General features: G+C 70.1%; 16 protein-coding genes and 1 pseudogene. 14 read left to right on the top strand and 3 right to left on the bottom strand.

Annotated features, from left to right (window positions below):
* Positions 1–44 precede the first annotated feature (44 nt).
* Both BSZ36_RS18600 and BSZ36_RS19950 read left to right on the top strand, forming a co-directional pair.
* Positions 45–554, top strand: a complete 510-nt coding sequence (locus BSZ36_RS18600; RefSeq protein WP_094552171.1) for a hypothetical protein — start codon at positions 45–47, stop codon at positions 552–554.
* Between the two features lie 200 nt (positions 555–754).
* Positions 755–1753, top strand: a complete 999-nt coding sequence (locus BSZ36_RS19950) for a DUF6166 domain-containing protein (RefSeq protein WP_245837544.1) — start codon at positions 755–757, stop codon at positions 1751–1753.
* Positions 1754–1827: 74 nt separating this feature from the next.
* Here BSZ36_RS19950 and BSZ36_RS19945 read toward each other — a convergent pair.
* Both BSZ36_RS19945 and BSZ36_RS18590 read right to left on the bottom strand, forming a co-directional pair.
* Positions 1828–2319, bottom strand: a pseudogene (locus tag BSZ36_RS19945) (GNAT family N-acetyltransferase); the annotation flags it as partial.
* Positions 2223–2822 carry a TetR/AcrR family transcriptional regulator gene (locus BSZ36_RS18590; protein ID WP_094552169.1) on the bottom strand — a complete coding sequence of 200 codons (600 nt, stop codon included), beginning with the start codon at positions 2820–2822 and terminating at the stop codon, positions 2223–2225. The pseudogene BSZ36_RS19945 and the gene BSZ36_RS18590, both read right to left, overlap by 97 nt.
* A gap of 462 nt (positions 2823–3284) precedes the next feature.
* On the opposite strand from BSZ36_RS18590, the gene BSZ36_RS18585 reads away from it, so the two are divergent.
* The 3 genes from BSZ36_RS18585 to BSZ36_RS18575 all read left to right on the top strand — a co-directional run bounded on the left by BSZ36_RS18585 (position 3285) and on the right by BSZ36_RS18575 (position 5393).
* A complete protein-coding gene (locus BSZ36_RS18585; RefSeq protein ID WP_094552167.1) occupies positions 3285–3986 on the top strand; it encodes a hypothetical protein in 702 nt (233 codons plus the stop codon).
* Positions 3987–4204: 218 nt separating this feature from the next.
* On the top strand, positions 4205–4972 hold the full coding sequence (locus BSZ36_RS18580; protein WP_218827769.1) for a JAB domain-containing protein: 768 nt from the start codon (positions 4205–4207) through the stop codon (positions 4970–4972).
* A 109-nt stretch (positions 4973–5081) separates the two neighbouring features.
* Entirely contained in the window at positions 5082–5393 is a 312-nt protein-coding gene (locus BSZ36_RS18575) for a hypothetical protein (RefSeq protein ID WP_094552165.1), read from the top strand.
* 753 nt (positions 5394–6146) lie between these two features.
* Here BSZ36_RS18575 and BSZ36_RS18565 read toward each other — a convergent pair.
* On the bottom strand, positions 6147–7328 hold the full coding sequence (locus BSZ36_RS18565; protein WP_094552161.1) for an XRE family transcriptional regulator: 1182 nt from the start codon (positions 7326–7328) through the stop codon (positions 6147–6149).
* 149 nt (positions 7329–7477) lie between these two features.
* Between BSZ36_RS18565 and BSZ36_RS18560 the strand changes: the two genes are divergently transcribed.
* The 9 genes from BSZ36_RS18560 (at position 7478) to BSZ36_RS18520 (ending at position 18219) form a co-directional block, all read left to right on the top strand.
* A complete protein-coding gene (locus BSZ36_RS18560) occupies positions 7478–8377 on the top strand; it encodes an AAA family ATPase (RefSeq protein ID WP_094552158.1) in 900 nt (299 codons plus the stop codon).
* The gene (locus tag BSZ36_RS18555; protein ID WP_094552155.1) at positions 8374–8847 is read left to right on the top strand and encodes a hypothetical protein; all 474 of its coding nucleotides are present in this window, start codon (positions 8374–8376) and stop codon (positions 8845–8847) included. Before BSZ36_RS18560 ends, BSZ36_RS18555 begins: the two co-directional genes overlap by 4 nt.
* A gap of 6 nt (positions 8848–8853) precedes the next feature.
* The gene (locus tag BSZ36_RS18550) at positions 8854–9351 is read left to right on the top strand and encodes an HORMA domain containing protein (protein ID WP_094552152.1); all 498 of its coding nucleotides are present in this window, start codon (positions 8854–8856) and stop codon (positions 9349–9351) included.
* Positions 9352–9380: 29 nt separating this feature from the next.
* On the top strand, positions 9381–10262 hold the full coding sequence (locus BSZ36_RS18545; RefSeq protein ID WP_094552226.1) for a CBASS oligonucleotide cyclase: 882 nt from the start codon (positions 9381–9383) through the stop codon (positions 10260–10262).
* Positions 10263–10271: 9 nt separating this feature from the next.
* The gene (locus tag BSZ36_RS18540; RefSeq protein WP_094552149.1) at positions 10272–11048 is read left to right on the top strand and encodes a DUF6602 domain-containing protein; all 777 of its coding nucleotides are present in this window, start codon (positions 10272–10274) and stop codon (positions 11046–11048) included.
* A 33-nt stretch (positions 11049–11081) separates the two neighbouring features.
* Complete coding sequence (locus BSZ36_RS18535) at positions 11082–12134, top strand: ComEC/Rec2 family competence protein (RefSeq protein ID WP_094552146.1); 1053 nt, start codon at positions 11082–11084, stop codon at positions 12132–12134.
* A 41-nt stretch (positions 12135–12175) separates the two neighbouring features.
* Entirely contained in the window at positions 12176–13294 is a 1119-nt protein-coding gene (locus tag BSZ36_RS18530) for a T6SS phospholipase effector Tle1-like catalytic domain-containing protein (protein WP_094552144.1), read from the top strand.
* 69 nt (positions 13295–13363) lie between these two features.
* Positions 13364–16996, top strand: a complete 3633-nt coding sequence (locus BSZ36_RS18525; protein WP_094552141.1) for a type ISP restriction/modification enzyme — start codon at positions 13364–13366, stop codon at positions 16994–16996.
* Complete coding sequence (locus BSZ36_RS18520; protein ID WP_094552138.1) at positions 16996–18219, top strand: hypothetical protein; 1224 nt, start codon at positions 16996–16998, stop codon at positions 18217–18219. The genes BSZ36_RS18525 and BSZ36_RS18520 overlap by 1 nt, the downstream gene beginning before the upstream one ends.
* Positions 18220–18398 lie beyond the last annotated feature (179 nt).

Here is an 18398-nt window from a genome sequence, read left to right as displayed (position 1 = left end):
AAGTCGCTCGGAAACCCTTCGCTCCGAGACTCATGTCGAGATCCATGCCTGGCCCTGGCGACTTCTGCCACGGGTGCAACCGACTGCTCTGCCGGTGTCTTCCCGAGGCCGACTACGACGCTCACTTCGAGGAGTCGTACCAGGCGGGCTACGACGCCTGCCTCGCCGACGGTTACTGCGAGCGTCCGCTGACCGAATGGGTCTACCGGACGGGCTCCCACGTCACGTGGGACGCCGAGGCAAAATGCCTCCGTCACCACATGACGTCGCTCCGCTTCGCCGGGCTCACCTGGCGGACCCACCACGCGAGCGCATGGGCCTACGGCCGGTGGTTCGAGCGTCAGTACGGCCACGACCTGGAGAGCTACCTCGCGGGCTACGACGACGCGGGAGCAGGCTTGCCATCGGCCATCCATGAAGCCCGAGCCCACGCGCGGGCCGAGACGGCGCTCGACGCCTACGAGCCGGTGCCTGACCTCGACGAGGAGCCGGACGCCGAGCCCATCCAGTCGCCGCCCGAGGCGGTCGGGGCCGACGACTGGATGCCGTTCTAGGTGCCGTCCCTAGCCCGCTACTGCGGGCGCGGCTTCGGGGTCGACCCGAAGCCATCAGAGGCGAGACCCGCCAGCCGGGTCTCGCCGCGAGCGACGGGACGCGGTCCCCCAGGGACCGGAGCCGTCCGCTTTTCCACCGCGACCGCGCTCCATAGGGGAGCGCGGCGCACCACCGAAGACCGGGGGAGGCCCCGATCACCATGACGACTCATGCACTCGCCCATCGTCCAAGCCGCACCGGCGGCATCCACACTCGCACGGACGTGTTGACGTCCGCCGGGACACACATCCCCGCCGCCGAGGTCCACGCACGCCGGATCGCGCGCGAGGCCGAGCGCTGGCTCGCGCTCGCGTCCGAGCGCACCCGGATGAAGCCCGGCACGCTCCTGGCGAAGGCCCTCGGGGCCTGCGCGTTCAGCGTGCATCGCCGAGCGTCGAGCCTGGCCGTGCCCTCGAAGCTCACCGGCACCTCGCGGCACCAGCCGAGGCTCCGCACGCTCGCGGGCGACGGAGCCCGGTGGGCGGCGCTCGACCTCGACGCGGTCGAAGACGGGCTCGTCGTGCGTCACGAGGGGGCACCGCTCGGGCTCGTCCAGTCCAAGCACCTCGGGTGGGTCCGGCCGCTCGTCCCGTTCGGTCTCACGGTGTACCTCGCCCGCGTGACGGGCACCGAGGGAACCCGTCGAGGCTACCGGCTCGGGTGCAACGTCGCCTTCGGCCACGTCGGGGAGGCCCTTCGCCGACTGGCAGACGCCGCCCACGGCATGAGCGGCGATGGGGCTCCGACGGTACCGTCTGTGGACGGCCGGAGTCCGCTCCGTCTCGTCGTCCCCGGTGAGGCTCGGCCCGTCGGCATCCCCGTACTGCCCGAGTACGAGGCGCTGACCGGCGACCGGGAGGACGTCGTCCTCTGGCGCACGTGCGACGGGGAGGCCCACGCCTCGGTGCCCCACGCGGTCCGGCATTCACCGACGGGCATCGAATGGGGGTACGGCGGGTCCGGCCCGGCGGACCTCGCGCGGAGCGTGCTCCTCTCGCTCACCGACGAGGAGACCGCGAACGCGCTCTACCACCGGTTCAAGCGCGAGGTCGTGGCCGCAGTCCCCGAGGACGGCGGCGTGCTCCGCGCAGCCGACGTCCGAGTCTGGGTCGAGAACGAGAGGCCACTGGCGGGGCGCGGGGTCACGGGTCGGGAGTGAGGGACTTCCAGAAGACGACCTTGTCGTCGCTGGGTCCGAAGTAGCCGCGGATACGGGGCTTCCTCGGTGTAGCCCAGCTTGTCGTAGAAATCCCGCGTCCGCTCGAAGCCGTCGGTCCCCGACGTCTCGATCAGGAGGACGCGCGCGCCGTCGCCCGTGAGCTCGCGCTCGACGTGTCCGACGAGCTCGGCCCCGTGACCGCCCCCACGAAGGGCCGGGTCGACGGCGAGGAAGAGGAGGTTCCAGACCCGGTCGGCGAGCGTCTCGGCGGCCGAGTACGCGACGCCGACGATGGCGTCCCCGGACTCGGCGACGTCCCACCGGTGACCGGGCTCCGGCCCCCCCTCGAAGTGGTCTTCGAGCGTGCCGACGACGTAGTCGGCCTCGTCGGGCTCGAACAGCCCGCTCTCTCGGATGAGTCGGCGCAGCGGTGGAGCGTCGTCTGGGCAGGCCCTTCGGGTAGTGGTCGTCAAGGGAGTGAGGGGCAGGGGGTCAACGAGGAGAGGAGGGCGTCCGTGGCCCGCCGGTAGCGGAGGTCGGCGTGGTCCGCGTCGGGTGCCGACCACGCCGTGAGCATGGCGCCCTCGACGGCGGCGAGCGCGAGCGCGGCGACGTCGGCCGGTTCGCCGTCGAAGGCGAGCGCGCCCGCGCGGCGGCCCAAGCAGAGCGTGTCGGCAAGCCAACCCTCGACGGACTCGAAGAAGGCCTCAACCTCGGCGCGGACGCCTTCGGGGAGCGAGCTGGCGTCGGACGCGAGCATCCCACAAAGGCAGAACCGGCCAGCGCGGACCCCCTCCCCGTAAGCCGCGACGAAAGCCCGGAGCCGCGTGGCCGGGTCGCTCTCGCGGTCGTCGAGGGCCGCCAGCTCTCCGAGGAGCCGCCGGCGGTACTGAGAGGCGAGGGCCTGGGCGAGGTCCGCTTTGGAGCGGAAGTGGTAGTGGACGGCGGCGTGAGTAAGGCCGAGGGGTCCAGCGAGGTCGCGGAAGCTGAAGGCGTGTATGCCGCCGCGCTCGACGTGCTCGGCGGCGAGGTCGAGGAGCCGGTCGGGGGTCGATCTATCAGCTGTCATACGAGCAACTTACCACATGGTAAGTTGGCTAGCAAGCCCCTTCACGTTATCGAGATTGATGGCCTGGCCGGTCACTGGGCAGCCGTCGCGGTGATGCCGAGACCCCTGGCGAGAGGCGCGAAAGCGGACGGAGCGGGGCTCCGACGTGTGGCCCTTCCGACGCCGACCCAGCGGCGTCGGCAGGAGGAGGGGCGGGGTGTTGGCAGCGGTTCCTGGCAATCTAGGCGACGGCCGGACAGCGTCAAGGTTGGTCGCCCCCGTGCTCGCGCTGCGACGACGAAATCGGCAGACCGATTTCCCCGACGGTCCCTCCGCGCGCGTGCGCTCCACCTCGGGCCGAAGACGGCCCTTTGACCCCGTAGTCCGGCCTTACGCCTGCTGGCTTTTTAAGCCGCTGGCTGCGGGGACCACTCGGGTCCCCTGGGTGCAGTGGCTCTCACGAGCTCTCCAAGAGGCCCTGTTATGATCCGCACTTACAACCGTCCGCACTACGCTCAGGCCCGGACCTGGTACCGCTTCGCGTGCTGGCTCCGGCGCACGTCGTGCCCCCAGTTCCACCCGCACATGATGAAGGAGGACGCCCTGAGGGCAAGCTTCGGGCTCCGCACGAAGAGCTTCATCCTCCCGTCGCGGTTGCAGGACTGCGAGGCCGCCGGGCTGGCCCGGCTCGCGGCTCGGGCCGAGGCTGGCGACAAGTACCCGGAGCTCGTAGCCCGGATCGCCCAGGTCGATCCCGACGACTCCACGGCCGACGAGGTCCACCTCTTCCTCGAAGTGGCCGACCGGACGGGCACGCAGACGAGCAAGCACCTGCTGGGCCGGCTCCCGCCGGAGGACGCCCTGTGGGTGGCCCCTCTGATCCGGCTGGAGTCCGACGCCTACGGCACGGGCCGAGTCCTCCGGTACCACGTGACCGGAGGCCAGGAGACGCAAGTCCACGTCGCGATCAGCCGGGCGCACGAGGCCGCGGCGGCCTGGCTCGACTGGGCCGACGACCGGAAGGCTTGGGCCGAGGCGCACGCCGTCGCCGAGGAGAGCCCGTACGCCTACCGGGCGAGCTACCGGGACACGGTGGCACCGGGGGCGAGTTACGGAGACTTCCTCTACGGCACCGACGCCTACGGCGGCAGCGCCGCCAGCGAAACCGACTGGCGAGACGAATAGCCCAGAACCGGAGGCCCTCAGCCCGGCGACCCACGAGGTCGCCGGGCTTCTTTTTTGCCGCAACAGGGGGCGGGGAGAGGCACCCCCGCCGACCGCGAGTGCGCGTCGGCCGACGGGGGCGCTCCCACCATGGCCGACGTGTGTCTGTGCGGAGCGATGCCAGAATTGACATGGCGACCCCAACTTCTGAGGCCGTGTGCCTCGCAGCGCGAAGCGGCTTGACGGCCCTGAACCTCCACGTGCTCCGCGACATCGAAGCCAAGATGCCCGAGGGCGGCGACCGCTACGGCGGCGATCCCGTCGTCCCTCAGCCCAAGCTCGACCGCCGCGAGCGGTACCACGCCCGGCGCCTCGCCGTGAGCGGGCGGCTCCGGCGGCTGGAGTCCGACGCGCCGTGGTTTGCGCGGCGGACTGTGCTGTACGGCTCGGTGACCGAGCCTCTGGCGGGGAGCCCTCAATCTGTCGTCCGAGAGCCTGCCCACGTGCTCCGCCAGCCCGAGGTGCACGTGGCCTACCGGGACGCCCTGTTCTCGGGCGTCCCGCTCTACACGACCCGGCTCGTCCGCGAGCGGACGTTCACGTTCCCGACGAGGGACCAGGTCCGCTCGCCCGCTGACGCGGCGGCCGTGCTGGCGGAGTACTTCTCGGACCGCGACCGCGAGGAGTTCGTGGTCGCCTTCCTCGACACTGCCAACACGCTGACCGGGCTCCACGTGGCCTCCGTCGGGGGACTGGCGGCGTCGATCGTCGAGCCGCGCCAGGTGTTCAAGGCGGCCGTGTTGGCGAACGCGGCGGCGGTGCTCCTCGCGCACAACCACCCATCGGGCAACCCGGAGCCGAGCCGGGAGGACGTGACGGTCACGCGGCAGCTCGTCGAGGCGGGCAAGGTCATGGGCATCCCGGTCCACGACCACCTCATCCTGACCGACCACGGAGAGGACGGTCGCCCGTCCTACACGAGCCTCGCCGAGCGGGGGCTGATGTAGCTGAGGAGTATTACCCGCAGCAGGTGGTGGCTGGGCTCTCCCGGCGAGGAGGCGCCGAGTGGCGAACGCCTCCACGCCGGGGGACCCATCCGCCTCAACCACCGCTGCCATGAGCACGACCGCTGCCAAGACGAAACGTCGCCAAACCCGCCCCGTCCGCCTTCCGCTCGGGCACGTGGTCGCCACGCCGGGCGCCCTCGAGGTCGTCCGCAGCCACAGCCTCGACGTCGTGGGGCTCCTCCACCGCCACCGGGCTGGCGACTGGGGCGCCGTCTCCGAGCACGACGCACGGGCCAACGACCGCGCTGTCGAGGAAGGCACCCGCGTCCTCTCGGCCTACGAGACGGCCGGGGGGCGGCTCTGGATCATCACCGAGGCTGACCGCTCCGCCACCACGGTCCTCCTCCCGTCCGAGTACTAGCCCTCACTGGCGCCCCCCTTCGGTGGGAAGCCCTACCCCGTCATGTTTGTGCTGTACCCAGGCGTCGCCCCGCTAACCGCTCCGAGCACTTTTATGGCCGGCGTCCAACCTACTGGGGAGAGGGCGGAGTCGACGCGCAGCCCGTGACCGCGACCCTCTCGGATTCCCCACCTTACGTCTACGACCTGGTCATCACACGTTTGGCAGCGCTCACGAGGCCCTTCGGCGCCGGAGGACCCATTGGAGGATGGCGTGCCCGTCGAAGAGTTGGACCGCGGGGCTAAGCTGACTGGCTACCCGCCTCGTCAGTTCGCAACATGTCAGAAGAGGGAGGCGGTGGAAGTGGGCGACGGCCAGCGCCTCGGCACACCCCGCACTCAGCCATTGAGGCGGCCGCTCCCGGTACCGTCCTGCAGTCACGAGCTCGAGGCCGTTCATCTCCGGGCTGCGGAGAGCCGCAGCCATCCCCGCCTCTCGCTCCCCGTACGGGACGGACACCCAGCCCGACCCCTCGGCGTGCACGAACGGACCCACGGGTCCGAGCCGTCCCGACGTCCGCTCCCGCGCTAGCGCGCGGAGGACTCGGCACCTCGGACGCGCCACGCCGACCTCGCCCGCCTCGAGCGCGTCGGGGGTGAGCCCGACAGGTCCGTCAAAAACGTCGCGGAGGCCGTCCACCAGCCCCTCCCGTACAAACCGGAGCACCGTGGAACCATCCGCGACCAACGCTGCTCGAGTCTCCACGCTGGCGCCTCAAAATTCGGGGTACTCGTCGAATTCCTCCGCGGCCTGGTCGTCACGGTCGTCCGGCGGCGCGAGTTCGTCCTCGAGGACGAGTTCGTCGACGTCGAGGACGTCGGCCGCCTGGCTCAAGTGCACCCGGCCCGTCCGCAGGGCGTGCTGGACGGCGTTCCGGACCGAGAGCGGGAACCGGTCGAGCTCGTCGTCCCCGTCGTCCGGCGCCCGGCAGAACGGGTCGGCCGGGATCCCGAGCCGGTCGGCGATCGCGGTCGGGCTGTACGTCTTCCACCGGTCCACGTCGGCCCGGGCGGCGAGCCCCTCGTCGAGCAGGCGGTACAGCATCATCGCGTAGCTCACCCGGAAGTGGGCCGCGAGTTGGACCGCGCCGTACTCGTCGACGTCCCCCCCGATCCACTGGCTCGTGAGCCGACGGAGCTCCTTGCCTGGCACGAGGAAGTGGGACGCGAACGCGTTGGCGAACCGCTCCTCCTGCGCGCGGTCCCCGCTCACGCTCACCGTCGCCCGCTCGGGGTAGTGGAAGAGGGCGTGGGCCAGCTCGTGCGCCAGCGTGAACGCCTGGCGCCCCGCGCTGCACTGGGTGTTGACGAAGACGCTGTACCCGAGCTGGGGGTGGTTCACGAACGCGCCCGAGACGACGCCGGACCCCCGGACCCGACGGAGAGAGCTGCTCCGGTACACGAGCACCCCGAAGGAGTCGAGGAGGGCATAGAGGTCGGGGACGGGACCGTCGCCGACCCGGAGGTGCTTGCGGACCCGGGCCGCGAGCGTCGGCGCCCGACGCGTGTCGCGGACCGGCCCGAGCGCGTCGATCGGCTTCGGCGGTCGACGGAGACCCCGCGTATGGCCGGCCCCGAGGTCGAGGAGCCGCCCGGCCCACCGGTCCATGAACACGAACCAGTCGGTCAACGCCCCCCTCTCGTCCGGCGCCAACGCGCCCCCGGCCTTCCGGAACACGACGGTCTCGGGCTCCCACAACTCGCCCTCCTCGAGTCCCACGAGGCGCTCGTACGACACCCCGTACACCTTCGCGAGCCGCCGGAGGTACTCGTCGGACGGCGCGCGCGCGCCCGTCTCCCACATCGAGATCATCTCGCGGGCGACCCCCACGCCCTCAGCGGCAACGCGCTGACTCGTCTCGCCCCGCGCGTTCTGCAATCGGTTTCCCAGCGTCATGTGGGGAGGGAAGAAAAGGGTGTCGGCATAGCCGAAGTAACAACATCTGCGGCAGAAGAGCAAACGGAAGCGCTTTCAGCCGTTTTGGCACTTGACTGATACGAGTGATAGCGTACCTTCTGTTACACATCGTCGTCCCCCCGTTACCCATGGAGACCAAAGGCGTCCTCCACCGGCGCTCGTTGCCGGACCCCGAGTTCGACCGGCTCTACGACCGGATCGTCCTCCCCCGCGAGCAGAAGTCCCGCGTCGTCTCCCAGATGCTCCTCGAGTTCACGCTCCGAGGCAAGCTCGACCGGGGGGCCGTCCCGCTCCACGGGGTCATCCTCCTCACCGGCCCCCCCGGAACGGGGAAGACGTCGTTCGCGAAGGGCGCGGCGTCCAAGGTCGCGGCCGTCCTCGGTCGGTCCGTCGAGTTCATCGAGGCCGAGCCCCACGCGCTCACGAGCTCGGCGCTCGGGAAGTCCCAGCGCGCCGTCCGCGACTTCCTCCACGGCGCCGTCGCCGAGGCCGCGCTCAAGGGGCCGACGATCGTCCTGCTCGACGAGGTCGAGACGATGGCGGCCAGCCGGACCAAGCTGAGCCTCGAGGCCAACCCCGTCGACGTCCACCGCGCGACCGACGCGGTCCTCGCCGGGCTCGACCGCCTCGCCGAGGACCACCCGCACCTCCTGTTCGTCGCGACGACCAACTTCGAGGGTGCCGTCGACGAGGCGTTCCTCTCCCGCGCCGACCTCGTCGAGCACATTGGGAGGCCAAACCCCGAGGCGTGCCGCGAGATCCTCATCGACACGCTCCATACGCTGGCCGAGAAGTGGCCCCCCATCGAGAGTCTCCTGGACGGCAACGGCCTCCGTGACGTGGCGGCGCTGGCCGAGGGCCTCGACGGTCGCCAGATCCGAAAGGCCGTCCTCCGCGCGCTCGCGCTCGACAAAGAGGTCGCCCTCGACCCCGGCCGGCTCTCGCTGGAGCACCTCCGCCAGGCCTTCGGCGGCGACCGCCGGTCCGCCCCCACCGTCAACGGCCACTCCGCCGGGGTCCCATCATGAGCGTCATCGCCCGCCGCGTCGCCGCGAGCCCCGCCCGGACCGGGACCCAAACCTGGGACCTCATCCGCGACCTCCTCTTCTCGGGCTGGAGCGCCCCGCCCAGCCTGACCGCCGCCGCCGGACCTGCCGCCTCGTCGATCGCCGAACGCGTGCCCGAGGCCAGCCCGTTCGTCCTCACCGGGGCCGGGCCGCGCGTCCGCGTGTACTGCCTCTACGGCGACGACGCCGTCGAGGGCGACGACGCCAACGAGGCCTCCGTCGACCTCGAGGGGGACGGCTCCGACTGGACCCTCTGGCTCCCGTGCCACGCCGACGACCTCGCGTGGGTCGAGAGCGCCCTCGCCGCCACGCCCCGCGTGACCGCCTACGACGCTGCGCAGGGGCTCCCCGAGGGGGCCTCCGAGTCGCGTACATCGCCGGGCAACACCGGGGACTTCCAGATCGACACCGATCTCTTCAACGACCTGTAGCGAGCCATGAGCGTCGTCGCCGTCAACACCTTCACCCACAGCGTCACGTACGTGAGCGACCAGATGCTCCGGTCGCTCAAGACGATCGTCGTCCGGAGCGGGCTCAGCGCCGCCAAGCTCGGCCGCGAGTGGGAGTCCATCGACCTCGCCCTCCGCACCTGGCTCGGCACCCGCGACCTCGAGCGCGTCGTCTTGGAGGTGCTCCACCCGACGACCGGCGCCCTCGTCACGCGGTGGGACGCGACCCTCACCTACAGCTACGACGGCGAGGGCGAGATGTGGGCCGACACCGACGCCCTCCGCTTCGCCATCGCCAAAGCCGGCGCCGTCGCCAGCACGTGCGACTACCGCGTCCTGCTCCACACCAAGTCCGGCCGGCCCGACGTCGCCGGGTGGTCGCCGACCACGTACACCTCGACCGACGGGTTCGTCCGGCACTCGGTCGGCACCACGATCGGGACCCACGCCATCGGGTCCGACTTCGCCTACTGGCGCCCACTCTAGCCCGGCACAGACGCCCCAACCCGATGCCCTTGATCTCCCTCGACGACGCCTTCGCCAAGTTCAAGTCCCGGCTCGAGCTCAACGACCGGGAGCAGAAGGACGCCAGCCGACGCCACTACGAGCTCCGCGACCACGTCAAGGCCGCGTTCACCGTCGACCGCGACGTCCTCACGGGCTCTTACGCCCGCCACACGAAGACGAAGCCGCTTAAGGACGTCGACGTCTTCTTCACGCTCAGCCGCGACGCCCACGGCGACTACCTCACCGAGAAGCCGAGCGTCCTCCTCGGCGACGTCAAAACGTGCCTCGTCGACGCGTACGGGCGGAGCTGCGTCGACCTCGGGCGGCGCTCCGTGGGGGTCGAGCTCGGCGTGGCGGGCCAGGACGACCGCGTGCTCAGCCTCGACGCCGTCCCGGCCTTCGCCGAGAACGGCCACTACCTCATCCCCGACGGGTGGGACGAGACCTGGGTCAAGACCGACCCCGAACGGCACGCGGCGCTGGCGACCGACGCCAACAAGGCGTTCGGCAAGCAGTGGAAGCCGGTGGTCAAGATGGTCAAGAAGTGGAACGAGCACCACGGCAAACCCATCAAGCCCTCGTTCCTCATCGAGGTCATGGCCCTCGAGCTCCTCCGGCCCCCGTTCAGCGGCGGCTACGTCTACGAGCTCAAGGCCTTTTTCGCCACCGCCCGTGACCGCATCCGCGAGACTTGGGACGACCCTGTCGGGCTCGGCACCCCTGTCTCCGACCGGATGGATGCGGCCCAGTGCAGCGTCGCCGAGGCCGCGCTCGACGACGCCGGCCGACACGTCGACCGCGCCGTCCAGGCCAAGCGCGCCGGCCGCAACGGCGACGCCCTCGACATCTGGCGCAACGACGTCTTCGGCCCGCTCTTCCCGCTCTCGTAACCCCACATCATGACGACAACAGAACCCCCGGCCGATCTCCGGGTCGAGAACAACAAGCGGGTCGACCTCCGCGAGCGCTTCCTCCGGCTCCAGAAGAAGATGTGCGCGGAGCTGGAGAACCACGAGGACGAGGACCATGGACCCACGAAGGGCGACGCCCATGAGGACCACTGGATCCCCTGGCTCCGGGACTACCTCCCCAATCGTTACAGCGTCGACAAGGCGTTCGTCATCGACAGCGACGGGTACAAGAGCGAGCAGATCGACGTCGTCGTCTACGACCAGCAGTACACGCCGTTTATCTTCCGAGAGAAGGCCCGGACGTACGTCCCAGCTGAGAGCGTATACGCCGTCTTCGAGGTGAAGCAGGTCCTCGACCGCGGCAACGTCCAGGCCGCTGCTCGGAAGGCCGCCAGCGTCCGGCGTCTCCGCCGCACGTCCACCCACGTCCATCACGTTGAAGGGACTGCACCCCCGAAGGAGCCCGGCAACATCCTCGCAGGCATCCTCACCTACCGCGGAACGGAGGACTGGGCGGACCCTCTGGGGAACCGCCTCGAAGCGGTCCTCCAAGAGCAGGACGACTACGGCCAGATCGACATTGGATGCGCGCTTCGCGTCGGGTCGTTCCGCGCCGTTTACGAGGAGGGGTTCGCGATGAGCCGCAGCACGCAAGAGGAGGCGCTCATCACCTTCTTCCTGAAGTTCCAGATCGCTCTCCGGCGCCTCGGTACCGTCCCGGCCATTGACCTGCTCGCCTACTCGGAGGCGCTGGAGTCGTTCTAGCTCTACTCCTGACCTCACCGCGACTCACTGCCGATGCGAGATCTCCTGCTCCTCGCCGTCGCTTTAGCAATAGGCGTCGGCGCGTCCGCCCAGTCCCAACCTGCCCTTCCAGAAGACGTTGCCCTCGTACGCGTGTTGGACGTGGGGCAGGCACTGTCCGTCGTAGCAGCCCTCCCGGGTGGGCACTACGTCGTCTTCGACGCCGGCGACGACGTCCGTGGCAACCCGGTCCTCGACGGCGTCCGCGAGGTCGTCCCGGACGACGAGGACATCGACCTCCTCGTCATCAGCCACCCCGACGTCGACCACCTCAACGACGCCCTCAGCCTCCTCGACGCCTACCGGGGCCGGGTCCGACGTGTCGTACGGACCGGGTTCTTGGAGGGGGCGAGCCAGACCTGGCGGCGCCTCGACTCGACGATCACCGCGCGCGCCGAGGCGGGCGAGCTCGTCGACGTCAACCTCCAGCGGACCGAGCTCCCCCCGGGGGCTACCTACCGGTACGGCGACGCCTTCGTCACCTTCCTCGCCGGCGCGCCCGAGCCGCCCGACGATTGGGGACTGACGGGCCGGAGCGAGCGGAAAAACGCGATCAGCGTCGCCGCTCGGATCTCGTACCGGGGCGGGTCGGTCCTCATCGCCGGCGACGCCTTCGGCCGGGCACGCGGGACGTCGGAGGCCGCCGAGAGCACGGAGCGCATGATGGAGGCAGCCGCGGCTACGGAACGCGACATGATCGCGTTCGCCCCGGTCGTCCCGCTCGCCTCCGACGTCCTCGTCGCGGCCCATCACGGCGCCGACGACGCGAGCTCGGCCGCGTTCATCGGGGCCGTCGATCCGACTTGGGTCGTGTTCTCGGCCGGCGAGGGCCACGGCCACCCCCGCCGGACGACGGCCGAGCGCTTCGTCGCCGCCGGCGTGGCCCCCTGGCGCATCCTCCGGACAGATGCGGAGGACCCCGCCGAGGACAAGGAGTGGGCGCGGGACGACTGGCCCCGGCCCGCTGGAGCCGGGGGCGACGTCGACGTCGCCATCACGGGGGGCGGCCATGTGTTCGTCCGCTACCGGGGGAGCGTCCGCGACTGAGCCCCGAGAGCCACCGATGTCCACCCCGTACACGGAGCGCCATGAGCAAGAACGTCGTCCTCTGCCTCGACGGCACGAACAACGAGTACGGGAAGCGGAACACGAACGTCGTCCGGCTCTTCGAGCTTCTCGAGAAGGACGACCCCGACCGACAGGCCGCGTTCTACGACCCTGGCATCGGGACCTTCAGCGCGAGCCCCGTCCTGAACGCGGCCACGCGCTCGGTGATGAAGGTGTTCGGGATGGCGTTCGGGCTCGGGCTCACGGCCAACCTCAAGGACGCCTACCGCTTCCTCATGGCGACGTACGAGCCCGGCGACCGCGTCTACATCTTCGGGTTCAGCCGGGGGGCGTACACGGCCCGCGTGTTGGCCGGTCTCCTCCACATGTGCGGGCTCCTCCCACGCGGCAACGACAACCTCATCGACTACGCCGTCCGGCTCTACGCGGGGAAGGAGTTCGACGTCGCGCTCGGTCACGGAGCGTCCGGGCTCGCCGGGTTCAAGCGGACGTTCGCCCGGCCCTGCCCCGTCCACTTCCTCGGCCTCTGGGACACCGTGAGCTCCGTCGGCTGGGTGTGGGACCCGAAGACGTACCCCTACACCGCGTCGCTCGATGGAGTCGGGACGGTCAGACACGCGGTGTCCGTCGACGAGCGGCGCGCGTTCTTCCGTCAGAACCGCGTACGCGGCCCCGAGGACCTCGTCGAGGTCTGGTTCCCCGGCGTCCACAGCGACGTCGGCGGGGGGTACCCGGCGGAGGAGGGGCACCTCGGCCGGATCGCTCTCGAGTGGATGCTCGTCGAGGCGCACCGGGCCGGGCTCGACGTGGACGAGGCCGCTGCCATAGAGGCCGTAGGGACGGTCCGGCCGTTGGTCGGCCCGTCGCACTCCGTCCACAACTCACTGACGGGCCCGTGGCACCTCGCGGAGGTCTTCCCAAAGATGAGGTGGTCGAGCCGATGGCGGAGGAGGCTGCCCCACCTCAATCTGTGGAAGTCCCGCACGCTACGAAGTAGGGAACGTGTTCACGAGTCCGTACAGCACAAGCGGGAGGACGATTCGGAGTACGACCCGCTGAACGTGCCTGAGAATCCCCGCGTCGTCCCTTGGATCCGCTTTGCGGACGTGGTCGACGGGCGAACGTCTTCGGAGCCGTGACACTTCGTTTGCCGTCTCGGTGACGGCTGTCGACGTGTGCGAACTTGGCCCCCCGCCAACCGTCCCCCCATGACGCCCAAGCAAGCGCTCGACGCCTACGCCGACGACGTCGCCCCCCTCGCCGCGGCCGACACCACGCGCGAGGAGACTTACTACCCCGCCCTCCGGACGCTCGTCCAGCGGCTCCTCGGGCACCTCGGACTCCCCGCTGACGTTCGCACCAACACGAGCGAGAGGCGTAAGGGCGGCCGCGACGTCCCGGACTTGGCCCTGTACGACGGCGGAGGCGATTTCGTCACCGTCTGCTTCGAGGTCAAGCGGCCCGACGCCGACATCCGCGACCTCGCCTTCTCGACCGGGACCAACGACCAGGTCGGCCGCTACCTCGCCCGGACCGGCGTCGTCGTCCTCTCGACCGTCCGCCAGTTCGCGCTTCTCACGCCCGACGCCGACTGGTCCGGCGACGGCCCCGTCCCGCCTGACCGCCGGACGCTCCACGAGGTCGTTGAGATCTGGGCCTCCGAGGACGCCCTAGCCGACGGCCGCCGCCCCGCCCGCGTCGCGGCCGAGGTTGCCGAGCTCCTCGAGCGGGCGGCCACGCTCTACGCGCCGATCGGTGAGCCCGAGACGCTCGCCCGTGTCCTCGCCCGCCAGGCCCGCCGCGCCAAGGCCGACTTTCCGGCCCAGTTCACGAACGCCGTCGGCGCGCTCGCCGACGACTTCGGCGAGGCCCTAGGCGTCACGTTCGCCGACGCCAAGGGCGAGGAGTTTTTCCGCTCGTCGCTTGTGCAGACCGTCTACTACGGCCTCTTCGCGGGGTGGACGCTCTCCCACCTCGACCGCGACGCCGACGGCGAACGCGAGTTCCACTGGCGCGACATCGCCGAGCACCTCCGGCTCCCGTTCCTCAGCGGGCTCTTCCACGAGATTCAGCACCCCCGCCGCCTCGCCGAGCTCGGCCTCCGGCCTTACCTCGACCTCGCCACGGAGACACTCGGGCGCGTCGACGAGGACCGGTTCTTCCGCCGCCTCGACATCCCCGCCCTCGCCCCGCTGGCGGACGGCGCCGACGAGGGGGTAGCCGGGGGAGAAGCAGGGGAGGGGGGAGGCGTCGGCGACCTCGGCCGGACCATCGCCTCGGCCGTCGTCTACTTCTACGAGCCGTTCCTCGAGACCTTCGACCCCGACCTTCGCAAGGAGCTTGGCGTGTGGTACACCCCGCCCGAAGTCGTCCGGTACCAGGTCCGCCGTGCCGACGCCCTCCTCCGTGAGATGGGCCTCGCCCGCGGCCTCGCCGACGAGTCCGTCGTCGTGCTCGACCCGGCCTGCGGGACCGGCGCCTATCTCATCGAGACGCTCGCGTGTATCGCTGAAACTCTCCGTCGCGATGGCGTCGAGGACGAGCTCGGAGACACACTCCTCCGGGCTGTCGAGCGACGGGTCCTCGGGTTCGAGATCCTAACCGCGCCGTTTGTCGTCGCCCACCTACAGATCCACCTCCTTCTCGCCTCGCTCGGCGCCGAGCCGGGCAAGGATCACCGCCCCGGCGTGTTCCTGACGAACGCGCTCACGGGATGGTCCGGGGGCAGCCAGCTCGACCTCAACTTCCCTGAGCTCAAGGAGGAGCGCGACGCGGCCCTCCAGGTCAAGACTGACGCCGAGGTCATCGTCGTCCTCGGCAACCCGCCCTACAACCGGTTCGCTGGCGTCCCTGTGGAGGAGGAGGCGTTCATCCTCGACGCCTACCAGGGCGTCACGCGCAACGATAACGGGAGGAAGGTCGGGTCCACCCGGCTCTACTCCGAGTACGGCATCCGCAAGCAGGTGCTCGAGGACCTCTACGTCCGGTTCTTCCGCGTCGCCGAGGAGCGCGTCGGGGTCCACGCCCCCCATGGTGTCGTCTCATTCATCTCGAACAACTCGTTCCTCCGCGGGCGGTCCCACCCACTCATGCGGGAGTCGCTGCTCTCGCACTTCGATGAGGTCTGGGTCGACAACCTGAACGGCGACAAGTACCGGACCGGCAAGCGAATCCCGGACTGGGCGCCCTCGGGGGCCGGCGGCGCCGACGAGAGCGTGTTCACGACGGCCCGCGACCCCCGTGGCATCCAGCCGGGAACGGCCATCACCACGCTCGTCAAGCGGCCCGACCACGACGCCGGCGGCCCCGCCGCCGTCCACTATCGCGACTTCTGGGGCCGCGCCGACGCCAAGCGCGCCGCGCTCCTCCGCTCGCTCGACGAACTCACCGAGGCGGAGGCCGACGAGGCAGCCGTCCTACCCCAAGGCCCCCGGTCCTACGATGCGCTGGCCGCCCCGACCCGCGAGCGGACCTACAAGCTCCTCCCGTACGAGACGACCGGCGGCTACGAGGACTGGTACGGCCTTGATGAGCTGTTCGAGCAGCGCGTGCAGGGCGTGAACCCGAACCGGGGACTCCAGGAGAAGAGCCTCGTCGACGTCAACCGCGACGCGCTCGCCGAACGGATGCGGGCCTACTTCTCCGACGACGTGTCGCACGATGACTTCGCGGCCGACCACCCGGGGCTCGCGAAGGACTGGGCGCGCTACGACTACGTGGCGGTTCGCGAAGCGCTCCAAGAGCACTCCGCCTTCGACTCCGACGCCGTCGAGCCCTACGTCGTCTTCCCCCTCGACGCCCGGTTCATTTATTATGAGCGGTCGTACTACGCCGACCACCCGGACGAGAAGGCGATCAAGCTCATGAATGAGCAGCGCCGGGTGGAGCTCGGCGAGAACATCCACGGCAACGAGCTGCTCGTCACCGTTCCTGAGGCCCGCCAGACGAGCGAGGGCCTCCCGCTCCTCGCCACCTCGCTCTTCGACCACCACCTCCACGACCGAGGACCAGCGGCCTTCCCAGCGGACGTGGACCACGTCGTCCCTGCCGTCGAGGGCGACATGTTCACCGAGGCGCAGCCCGAACGCGTCGTCCGTGCGGCCAACCTCTTCTCGGAGGTGTGGGACCATGCCCGCGAGACGTTCGGGCTTGACGGGGATCTCTCCGGCGAGGACGCCCGCGGCTTTGTCCGGCGGCTCTTCCGCGTCTCGCTCGCCCTCCTCCACGCGCCCGCCTACCAGGACGACCACCGCGACGCGCTCTCCCAGGACTGGGCGCGCGTCCCGGTCCCCCGCGACCCGCACGTGTTCGACCGGGCCGTCGCCCTCGGTGGCCAGATTGCCACGCTCCTCGACCCGCTCCAGGACGCCGAGCCCGTCGCCCGCGCCGTTCTTGGGGACGACCGACTCGCAGCCCTCGCCAAGCTCCGCCGTGTCGGCGGCGGCCCCGTCCGCGAGGGCGACCTCCGCGTCGAGATCCTCCACTTTGGCGGCTCCAATGGCGGCTGGCGCCCGGTCCCCGACCAGGCCGACGACGACCCCGGCGACCGCGACGGTGCGCTCCACATCAGCGACGAGGTCTACTTCGAGGACGTCCCCGAGGCGGTCTGGGATGTCGAGATTGGGGGGTACCCCGTCGTCAAAAAGTGGCTCGGCTACCGCGACCGGAACCGGCGCGATGGGCCGCTCACGCTCGCTGAGAAGGACCACCTCCGTGGCATCGTCCGCCGCCTGGCCGCCCTCGTCGCGCTCCGCGACCAGCTCGACGCCGCCTACGCTGACGCCATCGCCGACCCCTGGATTCCGCCGGACGTGGTCACCCTTGCGGACGGTGGGGCGTGATGCCGGACGCTCCCGACCCGCGCGCTGAGCCGCTCCTGTCCGCCGTCGTTGGTATCGTGCCGCAGTGGTACGACGCCGATCAGGGTCCACACCAGAAATCCCTGACGGTGGGGGGCACGACCCGGACGTTCCAGAGCACGCGCCGGCTGACCCCCCACCTCAACCGGCTCTGGGGTACCGCCCGTGCCTCCCTCGACGAGTGGTTGAACACGCTATCGGACCCTCCGCGCCCGCGCGAGATCGAGGCTGTTCAGGAGGCGCTCGTCTTGAAATGGCTCGACCTTATGGCCCCCCCCGTCGACTGGATCAAGCTCCTCTCGTACGTCGAGCGGCTCCGCCAGCGGAGCTACGAGAACGCGCCGGTCTCGGTCAACCTCGTGGTCTGTCAGGAGGAAGGGGACCAGGACGTCACGGACCCCGCGATCCAAAAGGTCCTCGACCCGCTCGCCACCTCACCGCACGTCTACCTCCGAGTTGGCCCGGCCCTCGGGTTTCTGAGTTGTGAGGACGTTCTCTGGACCGAGGTCGAAGACTCCGACGATTACAAGTTCCACCCAGAGTTTCTCCACCCCGTCTACGAGCACCTCGGCGACGGTGAGGTCTCGGTTCACCTCACGGCTCGCGGCGACCTCGTACTGATGGATCCGGACGGCCTCCTCGCGGCGCAGCGTAAGGGGGCGTGGTACGTCTACGACAACGCCACGTTCAAGAACGCGATCGTCGACGCCCTCGGGGGGAACGCCCACTACCGCGTCGGTGCCAACCTCTTCGAGGTCGTCTTCGACCTCAGCTACAAGCGCCATGGGGCGCTTCTGGTGTACGACCCCGACCACGTCGTCCTCCCCCACGTCATAAACCGGGAGGCCGTCCTGTGGGGAGAAGACGCCCGTCCCGACGCGGCCCGCGCGATGCTGGCCGACGTGGCGTCGGAGATCGCGATGGGCGCGATCGACCACGCCGAGCGACGGAAGCGCGTCCTCCTAGAACTGGCGAGCCTCGACGGTGCTGTCCTGTTCGACGCCGAGCGCGTCCTCGCAGTTGGCGCGATGGTCTCGCCTCACCCCGACGTCGGAGGCCACCCCGGCGCCCGAACGACGGCCGCTGAGTCCGCCTACCGATGGGGTGGGACTGCCTTGAAGGTTTCGTCCGATGGCGACGTCTCCGTGTTCTTCCGCAGCCGAAGTCGGGGAGGCGAGTCGGACGCCGTGATGCGCTTCGCCTGAGCGTCCGTGAGAGCTGTTCATTGGGTGGACACTTCCACATCAACGGACAACTCTTCTCGTCAGGCTGGCGTCGCCGGAGCAGGCAACAAGATGTTCTCCACATACTCGGCGCGTCGAGGTTGCCCAGTCCGATTTAGCACGTCACCGGACGTTGCTACGTGACTCAGCCTACCCAGCCC

It is taken from the genome of Rubricoccus marinus, assembly GCF_002257665.1.
Lineage (GTDB): Bacteria > Bacteroidota > Rhodothermia > Rhodothermales > Rubricoccaceae > Rubricoccus > Rubricoccus marinus.
This window is presented reverse-complemented; position numbering and strand designations above follow the sequence as displayed.